The sequence below is a fragment of the Sphingomonas sp. NCPPB 2930 genome (genome assembly GCF_042867205.1).
Classification (GTDB): domain Bacteria; phylum Pseudomonadota; class Alphaproteobacteria; order Sphingomonadales; family Sphingomonadaceae; genus Sphingomonas.
Genome location: NZ_JBHZQU010000001.1, coordinates 397,698 through 415,301, shown reverse-complemented (window position 1 = coordinate 415,301; position 17,604 = coordinate 397,698). Strand labels below are relative to the sequence as shown.

Sequence of the window (17,604 nt, the reverse complement as noted above, 5' to 3'; positions counted from 1 at the left end):
CTTGACCGCGACGCGCGGTTTCGCGCAGGCGCGCACATCTTAGCGAATAAGAGTCTGGCGGGAGAATGGAATGACCGAGGCACAGGATCGGATCGTCGCGGGGGTCGAGCTTGGCGGTACGAAATCGATTGTACTGATCGGGCGCGGACGGGACATTCTGGTATCCGAACGGTTGCCGACGACCACGCCCGCCGTCACGCTGGCCGCGCTGCGCCAGCGTCTGGCCGAATGGCGCGACGAATATCGGCCCGAGGCGCTGGGCATCGGCAGCTTCGGCCCGATCGCGCTGGACAAGACCGGCATGGACTATGGCCATATGCTCGCCACCCCCAAGCCCGGCTGGGCGGGGGCGGACGTGGCGGGCGCGCTGGCCGAGGGCTTTGGCGATCGCGTCGCGATCCATACCGACGTGACCGGCGCGGCGCTGGCCGAGGGGCAATGGGGCGCGGCGCGCGGCCTGTCCGACCATGTCTATGTCACCATCGGCACCGGCGTCGGCATGGGCATCATCGTCAACGGCCAGCCGGTGTCGGGCCGGATGCACCCTGAGGCGGGCCATGTCCGCGTCCGCCGGGTGCCGGGCGACACCTTTGCGGGCTCCTGCCCGTTCCACGGCGATTGCCTGGAAGGGCTGGTGGCGGGCCCCGCCATCGCCGCGCGCACGGGCAAGCCCGCCCAGGAGCTGGCGGCGGACGATCCCGCCTGGGGCTTCGTCGCCGATGCGCTGGCGGAGAGCTTTGCCGGGCTGTTCCTGACGCTGGCCTGCGGGCGGATCGTCATCGGCGGCGGCGTGGGCGTGGGCCAGCCGCACCTGCTCGACATGGTGCGGGCCGCCACGGTCGAGAAGCTGTCGGGCTATCTGCCCTTCGTCGACGCCGCACAGGTCGCCAACCGGATCGTCCATGCGCAGCTGGGCGACCAGGCGGGGCCGCTGGGCACGCTGGCCCTGGCGCGCAGCGTCCTGCCCCAGGCGTAAAATCCCTGTCCTACAGCGAACCGATATGGTTCTTTCCCTCCTGTCATGGGAGGGTGATATGGGACAGGGGAACAAGACGGCGGGGGTCGATGCGCTGATCGCACAGGTGATCGCGCGCGAGGGCGATTACAGCGATCACCCCGCCGACCGGGGCGGCGCGACGCGGTTCGGCATCACCGAGACGGTCGCGCGCGCCGACGGCTATACCGGGCCGATGCGCCGCCTGCCGCTGGCGCGGGCGGAGGCGATCTATCGGCGGCTCTACTGGACCGCGCCGGGGCTCGACCGGGTGGGTGCGCTGGCCCCGACGCTGGCCGAGGAGCTGTTCGACACCGGCGTCAACATGGGGCCGGGGGTGGCGGCCGGGTTCCTGCAACGCGCGCTGACCGCCCTGAACCGGGGCGGGCGAGACTATCCCGACCTGGTGCCCGACGGGCGGATCGGCCCCGCCACGCTGGCCGCGCTGGCGGCGTTCCTGCGGCATCGCGGGGCGGCGGGCGGGACCGTGCTGCTGAAGGCGGTCGAGGCGTTGCAGGGCGAACGCTATCTGACGCTCGCCGAGCGGCGGCCCGCCAATGAGGCGTTCCTGTACGGCTGGCTCGCGGACCGGCTGTCGTGACCGGCGGCGACGGCATCGACGAAGCGGCGGGAGAGGGCGGCGATGCCTGGACCCGCCGGGCGCGGCCGACCTTCCTCTATGTCATGTACGCGCTGCTGCTGTGGAGCATCCCGATGGGGCTGCTCGCCGGTCTGCGGCCTGGCATGGCGGCGGCGATGATCCGGGGCATGGCGCAGTATCTCGCCGCCATTCCCGAGCCGCTCTATGCGCTCTTCGGCACCGGCTATCTGGGCTATACGGTGGCGCGCGAATGGGGAAAGCGGCGATGACGGCTCAATAGAAGCGCGCCAGCGTCAGCGAGCGGTCCTGGCCGTCGCAGGTGCGCAGGCGGACGACGGTGCCGGGCTTGCCGACCGTCCAGCGGGCGAGCGGGCTGTCGACATAGTCCTTGGGGATCGGCTGTCCGTCGATGGCGCAGATGGTGTCGCCGTCGCGCCAGCCGGTCTTCGCCGCCGGGCCGCCGCGCATGACGTGCAGCACGCGCAGCCGGTCGCCCGCCACGCCCATCAACAACCCCGCCGTCGAGCGCAGCATGGGCTTGTCCGCATCGGGGCCGGGCGACAGGATCATCCGCCCCGCGCCGGGATCGAGCAGGACGCGGTAGCGCTGGAGAAAGCCCGACCCGATCCGTCCCGCCGCGCCGACCGATTCGCTGAACCCCTGCGCGGGCTCGATCCGCACCTCGACCTCATGCGCGGTGAGCGTGCCCAGCCGGACCGTGGGGACGATCGCCAGATCGTTGATACTGGCCCCCGCCAGCCCGAAGCCGATCGCGGTCGTCGTCGGCAGCGCGGACAGCCGCGCCGCGCGCCATCCCGCCTGGGTCACGGTCAACGACGATCCATCCCCCGTATCCACGATCACCGGCGACAGCTTGGCGGCCCCCAGGCCGACCGCGCTTTCATAGACGCGCCGCTCGGTCGAGACGGTCAGCGGCGCCGTCGCCCCGGTAAAGGGCATCCGGCCCGAGGGGATCAGGCGGAAGCGCTTGGCGGCATAGTCGATGTCGAGCGCATGGGCGGCCAGCAGGTCGCGCCCGACCAGCAGGTCGACCGGCGTCGCATCCCCGGTCGCCAGCGCGGGCAGCGGCGCGACCACGACGCCGCCGCCCCTGCGGGTCAGACCGCCCAGCGCAAGGGTGCGCGTGGGCATCCATCCGACCGCCACCGCGCCGCCGATCGCGCTGGCCTCTCCGCCGGGGCGCACTTTGGCCTTGGCGGCGACGGGCGAGTTCTTGGACAACAGGGTGAAGCTGACCCCGGTGTCGAGGATCGCCGAGACGCGCTGCCCGTCGATCGTCATGGCGAAGCGGATCTGGTTGCCGGGGGTCAGCTGGAAGGGAATCCAGCGTTGCTCGGCATCGGGGGCCAGCGTCTGGACCCCCGGATCGCGCGCGGCGGCGGCGACGATATCGTCCGCCCCGGCACCGGACGCGGCGGGCTTGGAAGCCTGATCGGCACGGGGGACGGCCATCGCGGCGGCCAGCAGGAACGGGACGGGGAGCAGATAGAAGAGGCGAGGCATCGTGCCTCAACGCCTAGCCCAGCCCGAAGCTGCGCGCGCGGGAAATCGCGCGCGCCCGGCGTTAGGTCGGATCGACATTCAGTATTGCTTCTTCTTTCCTCTCCCCTGGACAGGGGAGAGGGTTAGCGACGCTTGCCAGCCTGCTGGCTAGCGCAGCTTGGGTGAGGGGTTGAGCGAGCCCAAGGGCTCGCGCGCTCGCTTCGCGAGCGCCCACCCCTCACCCAGCTCCGACTAAGCCTTTACTCTTGCAAAGATTAAGTCTGCGCAACCCTCTCCCCTCTGCGAGGGGCGAGGGACAGAAAGGCATCGCTGAATGTCGATCGGCGTTAGAGGCATGCCTCCAGCAGCGCCTCGTCAAAGCCGTATTGCTTGGCCTTTTCCAGCGTATAGGGGCGCAGGCCCGCCGAGCGGAACTCGCCGATGATCTTGCCGTCGGTGCCCTCGTCCAGATAGGCGAAGGCGAACAGCTCCTGGGTCACGATCACCGGGCCTTCCATGCCGATCACCTCGGTGATGTTGGTCACGCGGCGGCTGCCGTCGCGCAGGCGCTTGACCTGGATGACCAGATCGACCGAGTCGGCGATCTGGCGGCTGATCGCGTCCTTGGGCACCTTGATGTCCGACATCATCACCATATTCTCCATGCGGGCCAGCGCCTCGCGCGGGGAATTGGAGTGGAGCGTGCACATCGACCCGTCATGGCCGGTGTTCATCGCGGCCAGCATGTCGAAACATTCGCTCCCGCGGATTTCGCCCAGGATGATCCGGTCGGGCCGCATGCGCAGCGCGTTCTTCACCAGGTCGCGAATCGAGATCTCGCCCTGGCCCTCCAGATTGGCGGGACGCGTCTCCAGCGGCAGCCAGTGCGGCTGTTGCAGGCGAAGTTCGGCAGCGTCCTCGATGGTCAGCACGCGCTCGCCGGGGTCGATCATCTTGGACAAGGCGTTCAGCATCGTCGTCTTGCCCGAGCCGGTGCCGCCCGAAATGACGATGTTGAACCGGCACGCCCCCGCGATCTTCAACAGGGTCGCCATGTCCTGGCTCATCGATCCGCCCGCCGCCATCATGTCGATGGTGATCGGCTTGGCGGAGAATTTGCGGATCGAGATGGCGGTGCCGCGCAGGGACAGCGGCGGCACGATGACGTTGACGCGACTGCCGTCCTTCAGCCGGGCATCGGCCAGCGGCGTGGTCTGGTCGACGCGGCGGCCGACCGAGTTGACGATTCGCTGCGCGACCTGGAACAGATGCTCCTCGTCGCGAAAGCGGATGGGGGCGAGTTCCAGCCGGCCCTTGCGCTCGACATAGGTCTGCTCGGGGCCGTTGACCATGATGTCGGTGATGTCGGCATCGGCCAGCAATTCCTCGAGCGGCCCCAGGCCGAGCAGTTCGTCGACCAGCACCTTTTCCAGCGCGAATTGTTCGCGCCGGTTGAGCGTCAGCTTCAGCTCGGCCAGCACCTCGCCGATGATCGGGCGGAATTCCTCGGCCAGCTCGTCCTTGCCCAGCGTCGCGGCGGCCTCGGGATCGACGCGTTCGAGCAGGCGGGGTAGGACCTGTTCCTTGATCCGGTGGATCGACGCCTCGAAGCCCTCGCCGCGCGCGGCGGTGCCGTCGACCGGGGCGGCCTGGCGTTCGGCCAGCCGCTGCATCGCATCGGCGGCGGTGGCGGGTGCGGCGCGCGGGCCCTCGGCAAAGGGGGGCGGGGACAGCGGCTGTCCGGCGGCCGCCGAATCGCCATCGGGGCGCGGAGCCGGGCCGGGGCCGTGCATCGGCCGCGCGACGCCGAAGGCGGGGCGGCCCGCTTGCCCGCTTCCCAGACCGTGACGGCTACCGAACGCACTCATCCCGCAATTCCCCATGACATGGCGGGCAGGGGTAAATGGCAAGATTTACCATAAGCCTAACCGATCCCGGTTGCGGGGCATGGAAATGGCGGGATATGGCGCGCAGGACATGTTGAGCCGGTTCGTCCTCGCCCGTTTCCTGCCGCTGATGCTGGCCGTGCTGGGACTGATGCCCGTCACCGCCGGGGCGGACGACATCGCCGCGACCGCGCGCGGGGTGGTGCGGGTCGTCACCATCGCGATGGTCGATGATCAGGTGGCGGGGTTCGGCCATGGCTCGGGCTTTGCGGTCGCACCCAACCGGATCGTCACCAACGCGCATGTCGTCGAACTCGCCGAGCGCTATCCCGACAATGTCGTGATCGGCGTCGTGCCGTCCGAAGGCAGCAAATCCTATCAGGGCCGGGTCATCGCCTATGACGCGCACCGCGACCTGGCGCTGATCGAGGTCAGCGAGGCCAAGCTGCCGACCGTGGCGCTGTTCACCGGCCCGGTGACCGAGGGGGATCAGGTCATCGCGCTCGGCTATCCGGGCAATGTCGATCTGGCGACCGCGCAGTCGGCCGCCGACTATATCCGCCCGCTGTCGCCCGTCCGGTCGCAGGGTGTCGCCTCGGGCCGCCGCGCGCTGACCGGGATCGAGGTGCTGCTCCACACCGCCAGCATCGCGCGCGGCAATTCGGGCGGCCCGCTGCTCGACCCGTGCGGGCGGGTGATCGGGGTGAACTCGGCGCTGACGCGCGCGGATGACGGCGATTCGACCTTCGGCTTCGCGATCGCCGATACCGAGCTGATGGCATTTCTCCGCGCCGCCAAGCAGCCCTATACCGCGGTCGGCATGCCCTGCACCTCGATCGAGGAGCGGCTGCGCGAGGACAGCGCGGCGGATGCGCGCGCGATCGCCGATGCCGCCGCCGCCCGGCGCGAGGCCGCCAACACCGCCGCGATCCGTCGCGAGGCCGCGCTGGCCACCGCCCGCGCCCAGGCCGAGCGGTCGCGGGAGAATGTCATGGCGATCGCCGCGCTGCTGCTGGTCGGCGGCGCACTGGGCATCGGCGCGGCGGGGCTGCTCGAATCGCGCGGTCGACGGCGGCCCGCCATCTGGACCGTGTCGGCGGGCGGGGCGGCGATCGTCGCGGCGGTGGTCGTGTTCCTGCTGCGCCCCTCCGGCGAGATCGCGCTGCCGCCCGAAATGACGACGACACCCAGCGCGTCGCCGCCGGGCAAGGCGCTGGGCGCGCTGATCTGCACCCTGGAGCCCGATCGCAGCCGAATCACCATATCCTCCACCGCCGAGGCGCGGCTGGACTGGGGCGCGGACGGCTGCGCCGACCGCAACGTCCAGTTCCTGGAAGGCGAGGGCGGGTGGCAGCGTATCCTGGTCCCCGATGACGAGCAGACGGTGACCGTCGCGCGCTTCGACCCCGTCACGCGCCGCTATACCCAGACCCGCTATCTGCTGCCCGCCGCGACGATGGAGGCGATCCGCAAGCTGCGCCAGCCCGCCACCCCGCGCGCCTGCACCCGCGACGATGCCGCGCTCCAGCGGCTGCAGAGCGAACAAGCGCAGATCCGCCAGCAACTGCCGCCGCTTCCCAACGAGAAGCTGGTCTATAGCTGCCGCTCGACCTGACAAAGTCCGGGGGCAAGGCCCTATGGGGCTTGCCTCGATCCTTCCTTGCGGTGAGAAGGGGCCTTGGCTGAAGCGGCTTGGGAGGGCCGGGGATGATCCTGGGGGGAATGCGCGCGCGTCGCTGGATGGCGGCGGCGCTGATGATGGTCTGCACGGCGTTTCTGGGCAGTCCGGCACAGGCCGAATGGCGCGAGGCGCGCGCCCGGCACTTCGTCATCTATGGCAACATGTCCGAGGACGCGATCCGCGCGATGGCGACGCGGCTGGAGCAGTTCGACGGCGTGCTGCGCTATTTCTACCATCTGCCCGAGGTCGACGGGCAGGAGAGCAACCCCGTCACCGTCTATGCCGTGGCCAATGTGGCGGCGATCCGTCGGCTGTACGGCAAGGACGGCGATCATGTCGCCGGCTTCTACCAGCCGCGCGCCTCGGGTTCGGTGGCGTTCACCCCGATCCGGGGCGATGGCGACGGCCCCAATGCGCTCCAGCCGCAGATCGTGCTGTTCCACGAATATGGCCATCATTTCCTGTTCGGCAATTCGACCGTCGCCTATCCCGCCTGGTTCTCGGAGGGCTTTTCCGAGTTCGCCAGCACGGCACGGTTCGATCGCGACGGGGTGATGGTCGGCGTCGCGGCGCAGCATCGCGCCTATGGCCTGCTCGACAGCAGCAAGCTGCCGATCGAGACGCTGTTCGATTCGTCGCGGCGCAAGCTGGGGCCCGCCGAGCTGGATCAGGTCTATGGGCGCGGCTGGCTGCTGACCCATTTGCTGATGTTCGACCCGGCCCAGAAGGCGAAGTTCAATCGCTATCTGACGTTGCTCAACACCGGCACGCCCAGCATCGCGGCGGGCGACCAAGCCTATGGCTCGCTCAAGCAGCTCGACCGGGAGCTGGAGAGCTATCTGCGCAAGAGCCGGATTCCGGGGATGCTGATCCCCTATGACCGGCTGCCCAAGCCGCAGGTCGCGGTGCGCGTGCTGAGCCCCGGCGAACAGGCGCTGATCGAGCTGCGGATGCGGTCGGATCGCGGCGTCGACCAGACCAGCGCACGGCAGGTCTATGAGCGCGCCGCATCGCTCGCGGCCTCCTATCCGCAGGATGCGGTGGCGCAGGGCTGGTTCGCCGAAATGGCCTATGACGCGGGCGAGGATGCGGCGGCCGAGGCGGCGGCGGACCGCGCGCTGGCGGTCGACGCCAAGTCGCAACAGGCGCTGCTCTACAAGGGGCTGATCCATCTGCGCCGCGCCCAGGCCGAACATAGCAGGGATCCGAAGCGCTGGGGGGAGGCGCGCAGCTGGATCATCCGCGCCAATCGCGCCGATCCCAATGCCGCCGAGCCGCTGGCGATATTCTATCGCAGCTTCGTGATGGCGGGCGAAAAGCCGCGCGAGTCCGCCGTTCTCGGGCTGGAGCGTGCCTTTCAGCTGGTGCCGCAGGACAAGGGGCTGCGCTTCACGCTGGCGGCGCATGAGATCGGCGCCAACCATATCGATACGGCGAAGGGCCTGCTGCGCCCGCTCGCCTTCGACCCGCATATGCCGCCCGACAATCCGGCGGCGCAGCTGCTGATGCTGCTCGACGCGGGCAATGGCGATGCGGTGCGCAAGGCGCTGGGCGCCATGTCGGGGCAATCGCCCGGCGAATAGGCCTTAGGGCCGATCGACATTCAGCGATGCCTTATCCTTCCCTCGCCCCTCGTCAGAGGGGAGAGGGTTGCGCAGACTTGGTCTTTGCGAAAGCAAAGGCTTAGTCGGAGCTGGGTGAGGGGTGGGCGCTCGCCAAGCGAGCGCGCGAGCCTTTGGGCTCGCTCAACCCCTCACCCAAGCTGCGCTAGCCAGCAGGCTGGCAAGCTTCGCTAACCCTCTCCCCTGTCCAGGGGAGAGGGAAGAAGACGCAATCCTGAATGTCGATCTGCCCTAGCCGCAGGTCCGCCACGCGCCCGCGACCGCCGCGATGAAGGCGGTCCGTCGCGCGGGTTCGGCGAGCAGCGGGTCGGGCGGGGTGGCGGCGGCGACGGCGCTGGCGAGGCGGTCGCGGGTCGTCCCCTCCGCCGGCCGGATCGTGGCGGAGGGGAGGGATTGGCGCAGGCCCGCCGCGTCCCCCTCAAAGGCGATCCGCGCCACCCCGCGCGGCGTGACCGCCACGAGCAGCGCGCCCAGCGGGGAATCGACCACCGCCCATTCGATCGTCACGCCCTCGCCGCCGCGCCGCCACTGGCCGGGCGCCATGCCCAGCCGCTGTTCGCTGTCGGCGTAGAATCGGCTCGGCCCGGCATAGCCCGCCTCGTACACGGCGTGCGTCACGCTCGATCCGTTCGCCAGCGCCCGCGCGGCGCGGTCGGTGCGCAGCGCGCGGGCATAGGCGGCGGGCGTCACCCCGGTCGCGCGTCGGAACAGCCGGTGGAAATGATGCGGCGCATAGCCGACCCGCGCCGCCAGGTCGTTCAGCGCGGGGGTGCCTTCCATGGCCTCGAGCAAGGCGACCGCCTCGGCCACCGCCTGCCGGTCGCGCGCGACGTCGTCGGGCAGGCAGCGCAGGCACGCGCGATAGCCCGCCGCCCGCGCCGATGCGCCATCGGCATGGAAGCGGACATGTTCGCGCCGGGGTCGCCGGGCGGCGCAGCTGGGGCGGCAATAAATGCCGGTGGTCTGGACCGCGACGACGAACTGGCCGTCCGCCCGCCGGTCCCTGCGGCAAAAGGCATCCCAGGCGGCATCCACATCGAAAAGGCGGGGCAAGTCAGTCATTTCAACGGCTTCCGACGATCCCCGGCCTGGGGACGGGGGCATGATAGCAGCGCCGCTGTGGCATACATCCCACGGCCTGCGCCCAAAGCCGTTAAACTTGCGTCACCATCCTGTCACAAGATGCGCCACGCAGCTTGCATCCCAAGGTTCCCGATGCTAACCGCCCGCCAACCCATCGGAGGCGCGTTTTTCGCGCCCCGTTCCCCATGGGGCCAACCCGTTCGTTGTTCGAGGAATTCGCATCCGTGGAGATGTCCGGCGGTACTATAAGCGGCACAGGCGGCATCCAGGCGAGCCTGGGTGGACGTTATGCGCTCGCGCTGTTCGAAACGGCCGTTGAGGGCCGTTCGATCGACACGATCGAGGCGAGCCTCGTGACCCTTCGCGATGCGCTGGCCGCCGACAAGGATCTGGCCGCGCTGACCAAGAGCCCGGTCGTGGCGCGCGGGGCCGCCGTCAAGGCGATCCTGGCGGTCGCCGACACGCTGGGTCTCGACGGCGTGACCAAGAATTTCCTCGGCGTGCTCGCCGAGAATCGGCGCCTCTCGGCGCTGCCGCAGATCATCCGCGCGTACCGCCAGCTGGCCAGCCGCCATCGCGGCGAGGTCGCCGCCGAGGTGACGAGCGCCCACCCGCTGACCGAGGACCAGGTCGCAGCGCTCAAGCAGCAGCTGCGCACCCGCGTCGGCCGTGAGGTTTCGGTCGACCTGTCGGTCGATCCCGACCTGCTCGGCGGGCTCGTCGTCCGCATCGGTTCCCAGATGATCGATAGCTCGATCCGCACCCGTTTGAATGCGCTCGCCAGCGCGATGAAAGGCTGACGTTCCATGGATATCCGCGCCGCAGAAATCTCCAAGGTCATCAAGGACCAGATCGCCAATTTCGGCACCGAGGCCCAGGTCAGCGAGACCGGTCAGGTGCTGAGCGTCGGTGACGGCATCGCGCGCATCTACGGCCTCGACAATGTCCAGGCGGGCGAGATGGTCGAGTTCGCCAATGGCGTGCAGGGCATGGCCCTCAACCTCGAAGCCGATAATGTCGGCGTCGTGATCTTCGGCTCGGACGCCGAGATCAAGGAAGGCGACACCGTCAAGCGCACCGGCACCATCGTCGACGTGCCGGTCGGCCGTGGCCTGCTGGGCCGCGTCGTGGACGGCCTGGGCAACCCGATCGACGGCAAGGGCCCGATCGAGGCGACCGAGCGTCGCCGCGTCGAGGTGAAGGCGCCGGGCATCATCCCGCGCAAGGGCGTGCACGAGCCGGTGCAGACCGGCCTGAAGGCGATCGACGCCCTCGTCCCCGTCGGCCGTGGCCAGCGCGAGCTGATCATCGGCGACCGCCAGACCGGCAAGTCGGCCGTCGCGATCGACGCCTTCATCAACCAGAAGACGGTCAACGCGGGCACCGACGAGTCGAAGAAGCTCTACTGCATCTACGTCGCCGTGGGTCAGAAGCGCTCGACCGTGGCGCAGCTGGTCAAGACGCTCGAAGAGAATGGTGCGATGGAATATTCCATCGTCGTCGCCGCGACCGCGTCGGAGCCCGCGCCGCTTCAGTTCCTGGCGCCCTACACCGGCACCGCGATGGGCGAATATTTCCGCGACAACGCGATGCACGCGCTGATCGTGTTCGACGATCTGTCGAAGCAGGCCGTTGCGTACCGCCAGATGTCGCTGCTGCTGCGCCGTCCGCCGGGCCGTGAAGCATACCCTGGCGACGTCTTCTATCTGCACAGCCGTCTGCTCGAGCGTGCGGCCAAGATGAACGACGCCAATGGCGCCGGTTCGCTGACCGCGCTGCCGATCATCGAGACCCAGGCGGGCGACGTGTCGGCGTACATCCCGACCAACGTGATCTCGATCACCGACGGCCAGATCTTCCTCGAAACCGACCTGTTCTTCGCGGGCATCCGCCCCGCGATCAACGTCGGCCTGTCGGTTAGCCGCGTCGGCTCGGCCGCGCAGACCAAGGCGATGAAGAAGGTGTCGGGCTCGATCAAGCTGGAGCTCGCCCAGTATCGCGAAATGGCCGCCTTCGCGCAGTTCGGCTCGGACCTCGACGCCTCGACGCAGAAGCTGCTTAACCGCGGTGCGCGCCTGACCGAGCTGCTCAAGCAGCCGCAGTTCAACCCGCTGCCCTTCGAGGAGCAGACGGCGTCGATCTTCGCGGGCACCAACGGTTACATCGATAACGTGCCGGTGGCGCAGGTCGTCCGCTACGAAGCGGCGATGCTCGCTTACCTGCGCAACGATCATGCCGATGTGCTGGCGATGATCCGCGACACCAAGGATCTGGGCGACGAGGCCAAGGGCAAGCTCAAGGCCGCGCTCGACCAGTTCGCGAAGATCTTCGCGTAAAGCAGACATAAGCCCTCTCCCCGCTGGGGAGAGGGTTGGGTGAGGGGCCGCCCCAAGCGACCTCGCCCGTGGCAACCCCTCACCCCGACCCTCTCCCCCGAGGGGAGAGGGAGGCAGAAGGACGAAGATGGCGAGCCTCAAGGCCCTCAAAATCCGGATCAACTCGGTCAAGTCGACCCAGAAGATCACCAAGGCGATGAAGATGGTCGCCGCCGCCAAGCTGCGCCGGGCGCAGGACGCGGCGCAGAATGGCCGTCCCTATGCCGAGCGGCTGGAAACGGTGATGGCCGGCATGGCCGCGCGCGTGGGCGGCGTCGGTGCGTCGCCGCTGCTGGCGGGCACCGGCAAGGACGATGTCCAGCTGCTGGTCGTCGCGACCTCCGAGCGTGGCCTGGCGGGTGCGTTCAACACCAACATCGTCCGCGCCGCGCGCCGCAAGGCCGAAGAGCTGACCGCGCAGGGCAAGACGGTGAAGTTCTATATCGCGGGCAAGAAGGGGCGCGTGCTGAAGCGCTTCTTCCCGAACGCGATCCTCGCCGATCATGACATGAGCGCGATCAAGGCGCCCAAGTTCGACGACGCGCGCGTCATCGCCGACGATCTGATCGCCCGCTTCGAGCGCGGCGAGTTCGACGTGGCGCACTTGTTCTATTCCAAGTTCGTCTCGGCGCTGGTGCAGGACCCGGTCGCGCAGCAGCTGATCCCGGTGCCGATGCCCGCACCGACCAAGGCCGAAACCTCGGTCGAGGCGGTCGCCGAGTTCGAGCCGAGCGAAGAGGACATCCTCGACGCGCTGCTGCCGCGCAACGTCGCGGTGCAGATCTTCCGCGCGCTGCTGGAGAACCAGGCCGGTTTCTACGGTTCGCAGATGAACGCGATGGACAATGCCACCCGCAATGCGGGCGACATGATCCGCCGCCTGTCGATCCAGTATAACCGCACGCGTCAGGCCGCGATCACCACCGAGCTGGTCGAAATCATCTCGGGCGCCGAGGCGCTCTGATGAAGGCTGCGCTCCTTCTTGGCCTGACGGTCGCACTGGCCGGATGCGGCCAGGCGTCCGATCAGCCGAAGGACGCACCCCGCGCGACGCCGACGCCGCTCGTGACGGGCGGCTGGGCCACCGTGTTTGGCCATGCGGCCGAGACGGTCAGCCTGCTCGACCGGATGGGCTTTCGCATGACCGGCTACGCGCCCGTCCAGGGCCAGTATCGCGCGGTCGCGCAAGCCACGCCGATGGCCGATCCGTCGGTGACGCCGGTCAACATGGCCAATCTGATCGTCGAGGGCGATGCGAAGGCGCTGAACACGCTTCGCTTCACGCTCGATCTCGTCAATCTCGACTCCAGCCCGTTCGCCAAGACGCAGTTCATCCGCTGGGTGACCAAGCCGATGGATCAGCTGGGTCTGGACGGCAAGGATGCGGTTGCGGCCGCGATCCAGACCGAAAGCGCCACCACCGGCCATCTGACCGGCGCCGATTACCATGTTACCCGTGACAAGATCGACGGTGGCCGCCGTCTGGTCGTGACCTTTACCCGCCCCGAAGCTATGTCGGGCTCTACCGAACCAAGGAAGCAATGATGGCAACCGCCGCTGAGGACATCCGGCCGACCACGGCCACCAACAATGTCGGCACGATCGCCCAGGTCATCGGCGCGGTCGTCGACGTTCACTTCCCCGATCACCTGCCCGCGATCCTGTCGGCGCTGGAGACGGATAACAACGGCACCCGTCTGGTGCTCGAAGTCGCGCAGCATCTGGGCGAGAACACCGTCCGCACGATCGCGATGGACACGACCGAGGGCCTGACCCGCGGGCAGAGCGTGACCGACACCGGCAACCAGATCCAGGTTCCGGTCGGCCCCGCGACCCTCGGCCGCATCCTGAACGTCGTCGGCGAGCCGATCGACGAGCGCGGGCCCGTCGCCACCGACCTGCGCGCCCCGATCCACGCCAAGGCGCCCGAGTTCGTCGAGCAGTCGACCGAGAGCGCGATCCTGGTCACCGGCATCAAGGTCATCGACCTGCTCGCGCCTTATGCGAAGGGCGGCAAGATCGGCCTGTTCGGCGGCGCCGGCGTCGGCAAGACGGTTCTGATTCAGGAACTGATCAACAACATCGCCAAGGGCCATGGCGGCACCTCGGTCTTCGCGGGCGTCGGTGAGCGGACCCGCGAGGGCAACGACCTGTATCACGAATTCCTCGACGCGGGCGTCATCGCCAAGGACGCCGAGGGCAACGCGATCAGCGAGGGCTCGAAGGTCGCACTGGTTTATGGCCAGATGAACGAGCCGCCGGGCGCCCGTGCCCGCGTCGCGCTGTCGGGTCTGGCCATCGCGGAATATTTCCGCGACCAGGAAGGCCAGGACGTGCTGTTCTTCGTGGACAACATCTTCCGCTTCACCCAGGCGGGTGCGGAAGTGTCGGCGCTGCTGGGCCGCATTCCCTCAGCCGTGGGCTATCAGCCGACCCTGTCGACCGACATGGGCGCGCTGCAGGAGCGCATCACCTCGACCAACAAGGGCTCGATCACCTCGGTGCAGGCCGTGTACGTGCCCGCCGACGACTTGACCGACCCGGCGCCGGCCACCTCGTTCGCCCACCTCGACGCGACGACCGTGCTCAACCGCGCCATCTCGGAACTGGGCATCTACCCGGCCGTCGACCCGCTCGACTCGACCAGCCGCGTGCTGGAGCCGCGCATCGTCGGCCAGGAGCATTATGAGACGGCCCGTGCGGTCCAGTCGCTGCTCCAGCGCTACAAGGCGCTGCAGGACATCATCGCGATCCTGGGCATGGACGAGCTGTCCGAAGAGGACAAGCTGACCGTCCAGCGCGCCCGCAAGATCCAGCGCTTCCTGTCGCAGCCCTTCCACGTCGCGGAAGTCTTCACCGGCATCTCGGGCAAGTTCGTCCAGATCGAAGACACGATCCGCTCGTTCAAGGCGGTGGTCGACGGCGAGTACGACCATCTGCCGGAAGCGGCCTTCTACATGGTCGGCGGCATCGACGAAGCCGTCGCCAAGGCCGAGAAGCTGGCTCAGGAAGCCTGATGACAGGGGGGACGGCGCGGTCCGTCCCCCTCTTTCCTCTCCCCGGCGGGGAGAGCGATGCGAGATACTAGACCATGCTGCACTTCGAACTCGTCACGCCCGAAAAGCTCCTCCGCTCGGAGGAGGTGCATATGGTGGTCGTTCCCGGCACCGAGGGCGATTTCGGCGTGCTGGAGGGCCATGCGCCCTTCATGTCGACCATCCGGGACGGCGCGATCCAGGTGTACCGCACCGACAAGGGCGAGCCGGAATCGATCCAAATCCGCGGCGGCTTCGCCGAGGTGGGCCCCAAAGGCCTGACCGTGCTGGCGGAGCATGCGGGGTAAGGTTTTTTCCTTACCGGGGTTTTGAAACGGTCGTGGCGGAAGCCGCGGCCGTTTTCGTTTGTGGTGAGGGGCAGGGCGTGGCCTTCGACTTCGCTCAGGCTGAACGGAGCGGGGGTAAGGCGGCTATCCCCAATCGCCGTTCAGCCTGAGCGAAGTCGAAGGCCAAGGGAAATCACCTCCACAGTCAGTAAGCCCCTCCCGCAGGCGGGAGGGGTTTGGGGAGGGCATGGGTTCTCGCAGAGACCATCGCTCGCGGCTTTCCCTCCCCCATCCCCTCCCGCAGGCGGGAGGGGCGTGCCCGGGGCGGACGACCTGCTCCACCCCCACAGCGCTCACAAGAAACTATACGGGTCCACATCCACCGCGACGCGCACCTTGGTGGACCATTCCACCCCGCCCAGCCATTCGCGGATCACATCCTGCACCGCCAGCGCCCGCCGGGCATGGACCAGCAAGCGGAACCGATGCCGCCCGCGCAGCATCGCCAGCGGGGCGGGGGCGGGGCCGAAGACGTGCATGCCCTCGACCTTGGGCGCGGCGCGGGCGATCATGGCTGCGGTCGACTGGGCCGCACCCTGATCCTCGGACGAAATGATGATCGCGGCATAGCGGCCGAAGGGCGGGGCATCGGCATCGCGCCGCGCCTCGGTTTCCGCCGCGTAGAAGGCTTCGGCATCGCCCGTCACCAGCGCCTGCATCACCTGCGCCTTGGGGCTGTGCGTCTGGATGAAGACATGGCCCGGCTTGGCGCCGCGTCCCGCGCGACCCGATACCTGGCGGATCTGCTGGAAGGTGCGTTCTGCCGCGCGCAGGTCGCCGCCATCCAGCCCCAGATCGGCGTCGATCACCCCCACCAGAGTCAGATTGGGGAAGTGATAGCCCTTGGTAATCAACTGCGTGCCGACGACGATGTCGATGTCGCCCGCCTCCATCCGCCCGACGAATTCCGCCGCCTTGGCGGGGGACCAGATGGTGTCGGAGGTGACGACCGCGATCTTGGCCTCGGGGAACAGCGCGGTCGCCTCGTCCGCGATCCGCTCGACGCCGGGGCCGCAGGCGACCAGCGTGTCCTCGCCGTCGCATTCGGGGCAGGCGCGCGGGGTGGGCAGGACATGGCCGCAATGATGGCAGGCCAGCCGCCGGACCAGCCGGTGCTCGACCATCCAGGCGGTGCAGTTGGGGCACTGGAACCGATGCCCGCAGGTCCGGCACAGGGTCAGCGGGGCATAGCCGCGCCGGTTGAGATAGAGCAGCGACTGTTCGCGCTTCTCCAGCACCTGCTTCATCGCCGCGACCAGCTTGGGCGCGATCCAGCGGCCGCGTTCGGGCGGGTCCTGGATCAGGTCGATCGCCTCGATCGTCGGCATCTGCGCCGGGCCGAAGCGGCCGGGCAGCTTGACCTCGGTATAGCGGCCCAGCGCGACCTGTTGCCGCGTCTCGATGGCGGGCGTGGCGGAGGCGAGGATGACCGGGCACGGCTCGAACAGGCCGCGCATCACCGCCACGTCGCGCGCATGATAATGGACGCCGTCTTCCTGCTTGAAGCTGGTCTCATGCGCCTCGTCGACGACGATCAGGCCGAGATTGGCATAGGGCAGGAACAGCGCCGAGCGCGCGCCCACCGTCACTATCCCCTGGCCGCTGGCGATCGCCCGCCAGGCGCGCCGACGCTGCGATGAGCGCAGGCCGGAGTGCCACGCCACCGGCTCGCAGCCGAAGCGGTCGTGGAAACGCTTGAGGAACGGCTCGGTCAGCGCGATTTCGGGCAGGAGGACCAGCACCTGCCGCCCCTCGGCCACCGCCTGCGCCACCGCCTCGAAATAGACCTCGGTCTTGCCCGATCCGGTGACGCCGTCGAGCAGCACCGGCTGAAAGCTCCGCGCCGCCACGCCCGCGACCAATATGTCCGCTGCCGCGCGCTGGTCGTCGGACAGGGTCGGGCGGTGGTGATCGGGATCGGGAAGGGGGAAGGGGCTGTCGATATCGACCTCCACCCCCTTGATCGCGCCGTTCTTGACGAGGCCCCGGATCACCGCGTCGGACACGTCCGCCATCGTCGCCAGTTCCCGGATCAGGCCCTGTCTGTCGCCGATCCGCTCCAGCGCCTGCGCGCGCTGCGGGGTCAGGCGGTCGGGGACATGGCCGGTGACGCGATATTCGGTGACGGTCCGCGCCCCCTCCAGCGCGGAGGTGGAGGACAGCGCCATCCGCACCACCGCGGCGGGCGGAGCGAGATAATAATCCGCCGTCCATTCGATCAACCGGCGCAACGGGGTCGGCAATGGCGGGGCATCGGCCACGCCGAGCAGCGGGCGCAGGCGATTGTCGCCGACCTCGGCGTCCGAGGGCATCCGCTCGGGCTCCCACACCACGCCCAGCAACTGGCGGGGGCCGAGCGGCGCGACGACGATCGATCCCGGCTCGACCGCCATGCCCTGGGGAACGCGGTAATCGAGCGGGCCGAGGGCGGAATTCAGGACGAGGACGCGGGCGCGCGAGGACATGGACCCGCTATA

Annotated in this window: 15 protein-coding genes; 11 read left to right on the top strand and 4 right to left on the bottom strand. The window is 68.8% G+C overall.

Going from position 1 to position 17,604, the window contains the following annotated elements:
• Positions 1-70: 70 nt before the first annotated feature.
• The 3 genes from ACFX59_RS01900 to ACFX59_RS01890 are packed head-to-tail and all read left to right on the top strand — an operon-like array spanning position 71 to position 1,864.
• Positions 71-976 (top strand): ROK family protein, encoded by a 906-nt coding sequence (locus tag ACFX59_RS01900; protein ID WP_309701230.1) that lies wholly within the window; start codon positions 71-73, stop codon positions 974-976.
• Positions 977-1,034: 58 nt separating this feature from the next.
• Positions 1,035-1,595: a glycoside hydrolase family 108 protein gene (locus tag ACFX59_RS01895; RefSeq protein ID WP_387429084.1), complete on the top strand. Its 561-nt coding sequence runs from the start codon at positions 1,035-1,037 to the stop codon at positions 1,593-1,595.
• Positions 1,592-1,864 (top strand): 3TM-type holin, encoded by a 273-nt coding sequence (locus tag ACFX59_RS01890; protein WP_387429081.1) that lies wholly within the window; start codon positions 1,592-1,594, stop codon positions 1,862-1,864. Before ACFX59_RS01895 ends, ACFX59_RS01890 begins: the two co-directional genes overlap by 4 nt.
• Positions 1,865-1,868: 4 nt before the next feature.
• Here ACFX59_RS01890 and ACFX59_RS01885 read toward each other — a convergent pair whose 3' ends face one another.
• Entirely contained in the window at positions 1,869-3,119 is a 1,251-nt protein-coding gene (locus tag ACFX59_RS01885; RefSeq protein ID WP_387429079.1) for an aspartyl protease family protein, read from the bottom strand.
• Positions 3,120-3,445: 326 nt separating this feature from the next.
• Positions 3,446-4,966: an ATPase, T2SS/T4P/T4SS family gene (locus ACFX59_RS01880; RefSeq protein ID WP_387429076.1), complete on the bottom strand. Its 1,521-nt coding sequence runs from the start codon at positions 4,964-4,966 to the stop codon at positions 3,446-3,448.
• A 109-nt stretch (positions 4,967-5,075) separates the two neighbouring features.
• Between ACFX59_RS01880 and ACFX59_RS01875 the strand changes: the two genes are divergently transcribed.
• Positions 5,076-6,599, top strand: a complete 1,524-nt coding sequence (locus ACFX59_RS01875; protein ID WP_387429073.1) for a S1C family serine protease — start codon at positions 5,076-5,078, stop codon at positions 6,597-6,599.
• Between the two features lie 92 nt (positions 6,600-6,691).
• Positions 6,692-8,248 (top strand): hypothetical protein, encoded by a 1,557-nt coding sequence (locus ACFX59_RS01870; protein WP_387429070.1) that lies wholly within the window; start codon positions 6,692-6,694, stop codon positions 8,246-8,248.
• Positions 8,249-8,518: 270 nt separating this feature from the next.
• Here the strand turns inward: ACFX59_RS01870 and ACFX59_RS01865 are convergent, their stop codons facing one another.
• Entirely contained in the window at positions 8,519-9,349 is an 831-nt protein-coding gene (locus ACFX59_RS01865; RefSeq protein WP_387429068.1) for a bifunctional transcriptional activator/DNA repair enzyme AdaA, read from the bottom strand.
• A gap of 251 nt (positions 9,350-9,600) precedes the next feature.
• Between ACFX59_RS01865 and ACFX59_RS01860 the strand changes: the two genes are divergently transcribed.
• From ACFX59_RS01860 to ACFX59_RS01835, 6 genes are all read left to right on the top strand, one after another.
• Positions 9,601-10,170 carry a F0F1 ATP synthase subunit delta gene (locus ACFX59_RS01860; protein WP_307104613.1) on the top strand — a complete coding sequence of 190 codons (570 nt, stop codon included), beginning with the start codon at positions 9,601-9,603 and terminating at the stop codon, positions 10,168-10,170.
• A 6-nt stretch (positions 10,171-10,176) separates the two neighbouring features.
• On the top strand, positions 10,177-11,706 hold the full coding sequence (gene atpA, locus ACFX59_RS01855; protein WP_007406897.1) for a F0F1 ATP synthase subunit alpha: 1,530 nt from the start codon (positions 10,177-10,179) through the stop codon (positions 11,704-11,706).
• A 127-nt stretch (positions 11,707-11,833) separates the two neighbouring features.
• Complete coding sequence (locus ACFX59_RS01850) at positions 11,834-12,709, top strand: F0F1 ATP synthase subunit gamma (RefSeq protein WP_387429065.1); 876 nt, start codon at positions 11,834-11,836, stop codon at positions 12,707-12,709.
• Positions 12,709-13,290 (top strand): hypothetical protein, encoded by a 582-nt coding sequence (locus ACFX59_RS01845; RefSeq protein ID WP_387429063.1) that lies wholly within the window; start codon positions 12,709-12,711, stop codon positions 13,288-13,290. The genes ACFX59_RS01850 and ACFX59_RS01845 overlap by 1 nt, the downstream gene beginning before the upstream one ends.
• Positions 13,290-14,762, top strand: coding sequence for a F0F1 ATP synthase subunit beta (gene atpD / locus ACFX59_RS01840; RefSeq protein WP_307100383.1), 1,473 nt, complete (start codon positions 13,290-13,292; stop codon positions 14,760-14,762). Before ACFX59_RS01845 ends, atpD begins: the two co-directional genes overlap by 1 nt.
• Positions 14,763-14,836: 74 nt before the next feature.
• Positions 14,837-15,088: an ATP synthase F1 subunit epsilon gene (locus ACFX59_RS01835; protein WP_007405041.1), complete on the top strand. Its 252-nt coding sequence runs from the start codon at positions 14,837-14,839 to the stop codon at positions 15,086-15,088.
• A 332-nt stretch (positions 15,089-15,420) separates the two neighbouring features.
• Here the strand turns inward: ACFX59_RS01835 and ACFX59_RS01830 are convergent, their stop codons facing one another.
• Entirely contained in the window at positions 15,421-17,592 is a 2,172-nt protein-coding gene (locus ACFX59_RS01830) for a primosomal protein N' (protein WP_387429058.1), read from the bottom strand.
• Between the last annotated feature and the right edge of the window lie 12 nt (positions 17,593-17,604).

Bases quoted from the DNA above. Each gene is read 5' to 3' on its own strand.
- ACFX59_RS01850 (WP_387429065.1), top strand. From the start codon at position 11,834: ATGGCGAGCCTCAAGGCCCTCAAAATCCGGATCAACTCGGTCAAGTCG.
- ACFX59_RS01900 (WP_309701230.1), top strand. From the start codon at position 71: ATGACCGAGGCACAGGATCGGATCGTCGCGGGGGTCGAGCTTGGCGGT.
- atpA (WP_007406897.1), top strand. From the start codon at position 10,177: ATGGATATCCGCGCCGCAGAAATCTCCAAGGTCATCAAGGACCAGATC.
- ACFX59_RS01835 (WP_007405041.1), top strand. From the start codon at position 14,837: ATGCTGCACTTCGAACTCGTCACGCCCGAAAAGCTCCTCCGCTCGGAG.
- ACFX59_RS01870 (WP_387429070.1), top strand. From the start codon at position 6,692: ATGATCCTGGGGGGAATGCGCGCGCGTCGCTGGATGGCGGCGGCGCTG.
- ACFX59_RS01830 (WP_387429058.1), bottom strand. From the start codon at position 17,592: ATGTCCTCGCGCGCCCGCGTCCTCGTCCTGAATTCCGCCCTCGGCCCG.
- ACFX59_RS01875 (WP_387429073.1), top strand. From the start codon at position 5,076: ATGTTGAGCCGGTTCGTCCTCGCCCGTTTCCTGCCGCTGATGCTGGCC.
- ACFX59_RS01880 (WP_387429076.1), bottom strand. From the start codon at position 4,966: ATGAGTGCGTTCGGTAGCCGTCACGGTCTGGGAAGCGGGCAAGCGGGC.
- atpD (WP_307100383.1), top strand. From the start codon at position 13,290: ATGGCAACCGCCGCTGAGGACATCCGGCCGACCACGGCCACCAACAAT.
- ACFX59_RS01865 (WP_387429068.1), bottom strand. From the start codon at position 9,349: ATGACTGACTTGCCCCGCCTTTTCGATGTGGATGCCGCCTGGGATGCC.
- ACFX59_RS01895 (WP_387429084.1), top strand. From the start codon at position 1,035: ATGGGACAGGGGAACAAGACGGCGGGGGTCGATGCGCTGATCGCACAG.
- ACFX59_RS01845 (WP_387429063.1), top strand. From the start codon at position 12,709: ATGAAGGCTGCGCTCCTTCTTGGCCTGACGGTCGCACTGGCCGGATGC.
- ACFX59_RS01860 (WP_307104613.1), top strand. From the start codon at position 9,601: ATGTCCGGCGGTACTATAAGCGGCACAGGCGGCATCCAGGCGAGCCTG.
- ACFX59_RS01885 (WP_387429079.1), bottom strand. From the start codon at position 3,119: ATGCCTCGCCTCTTCTATCTGCTCCCCGTCCCGTTCCTGCTGGCCGCC.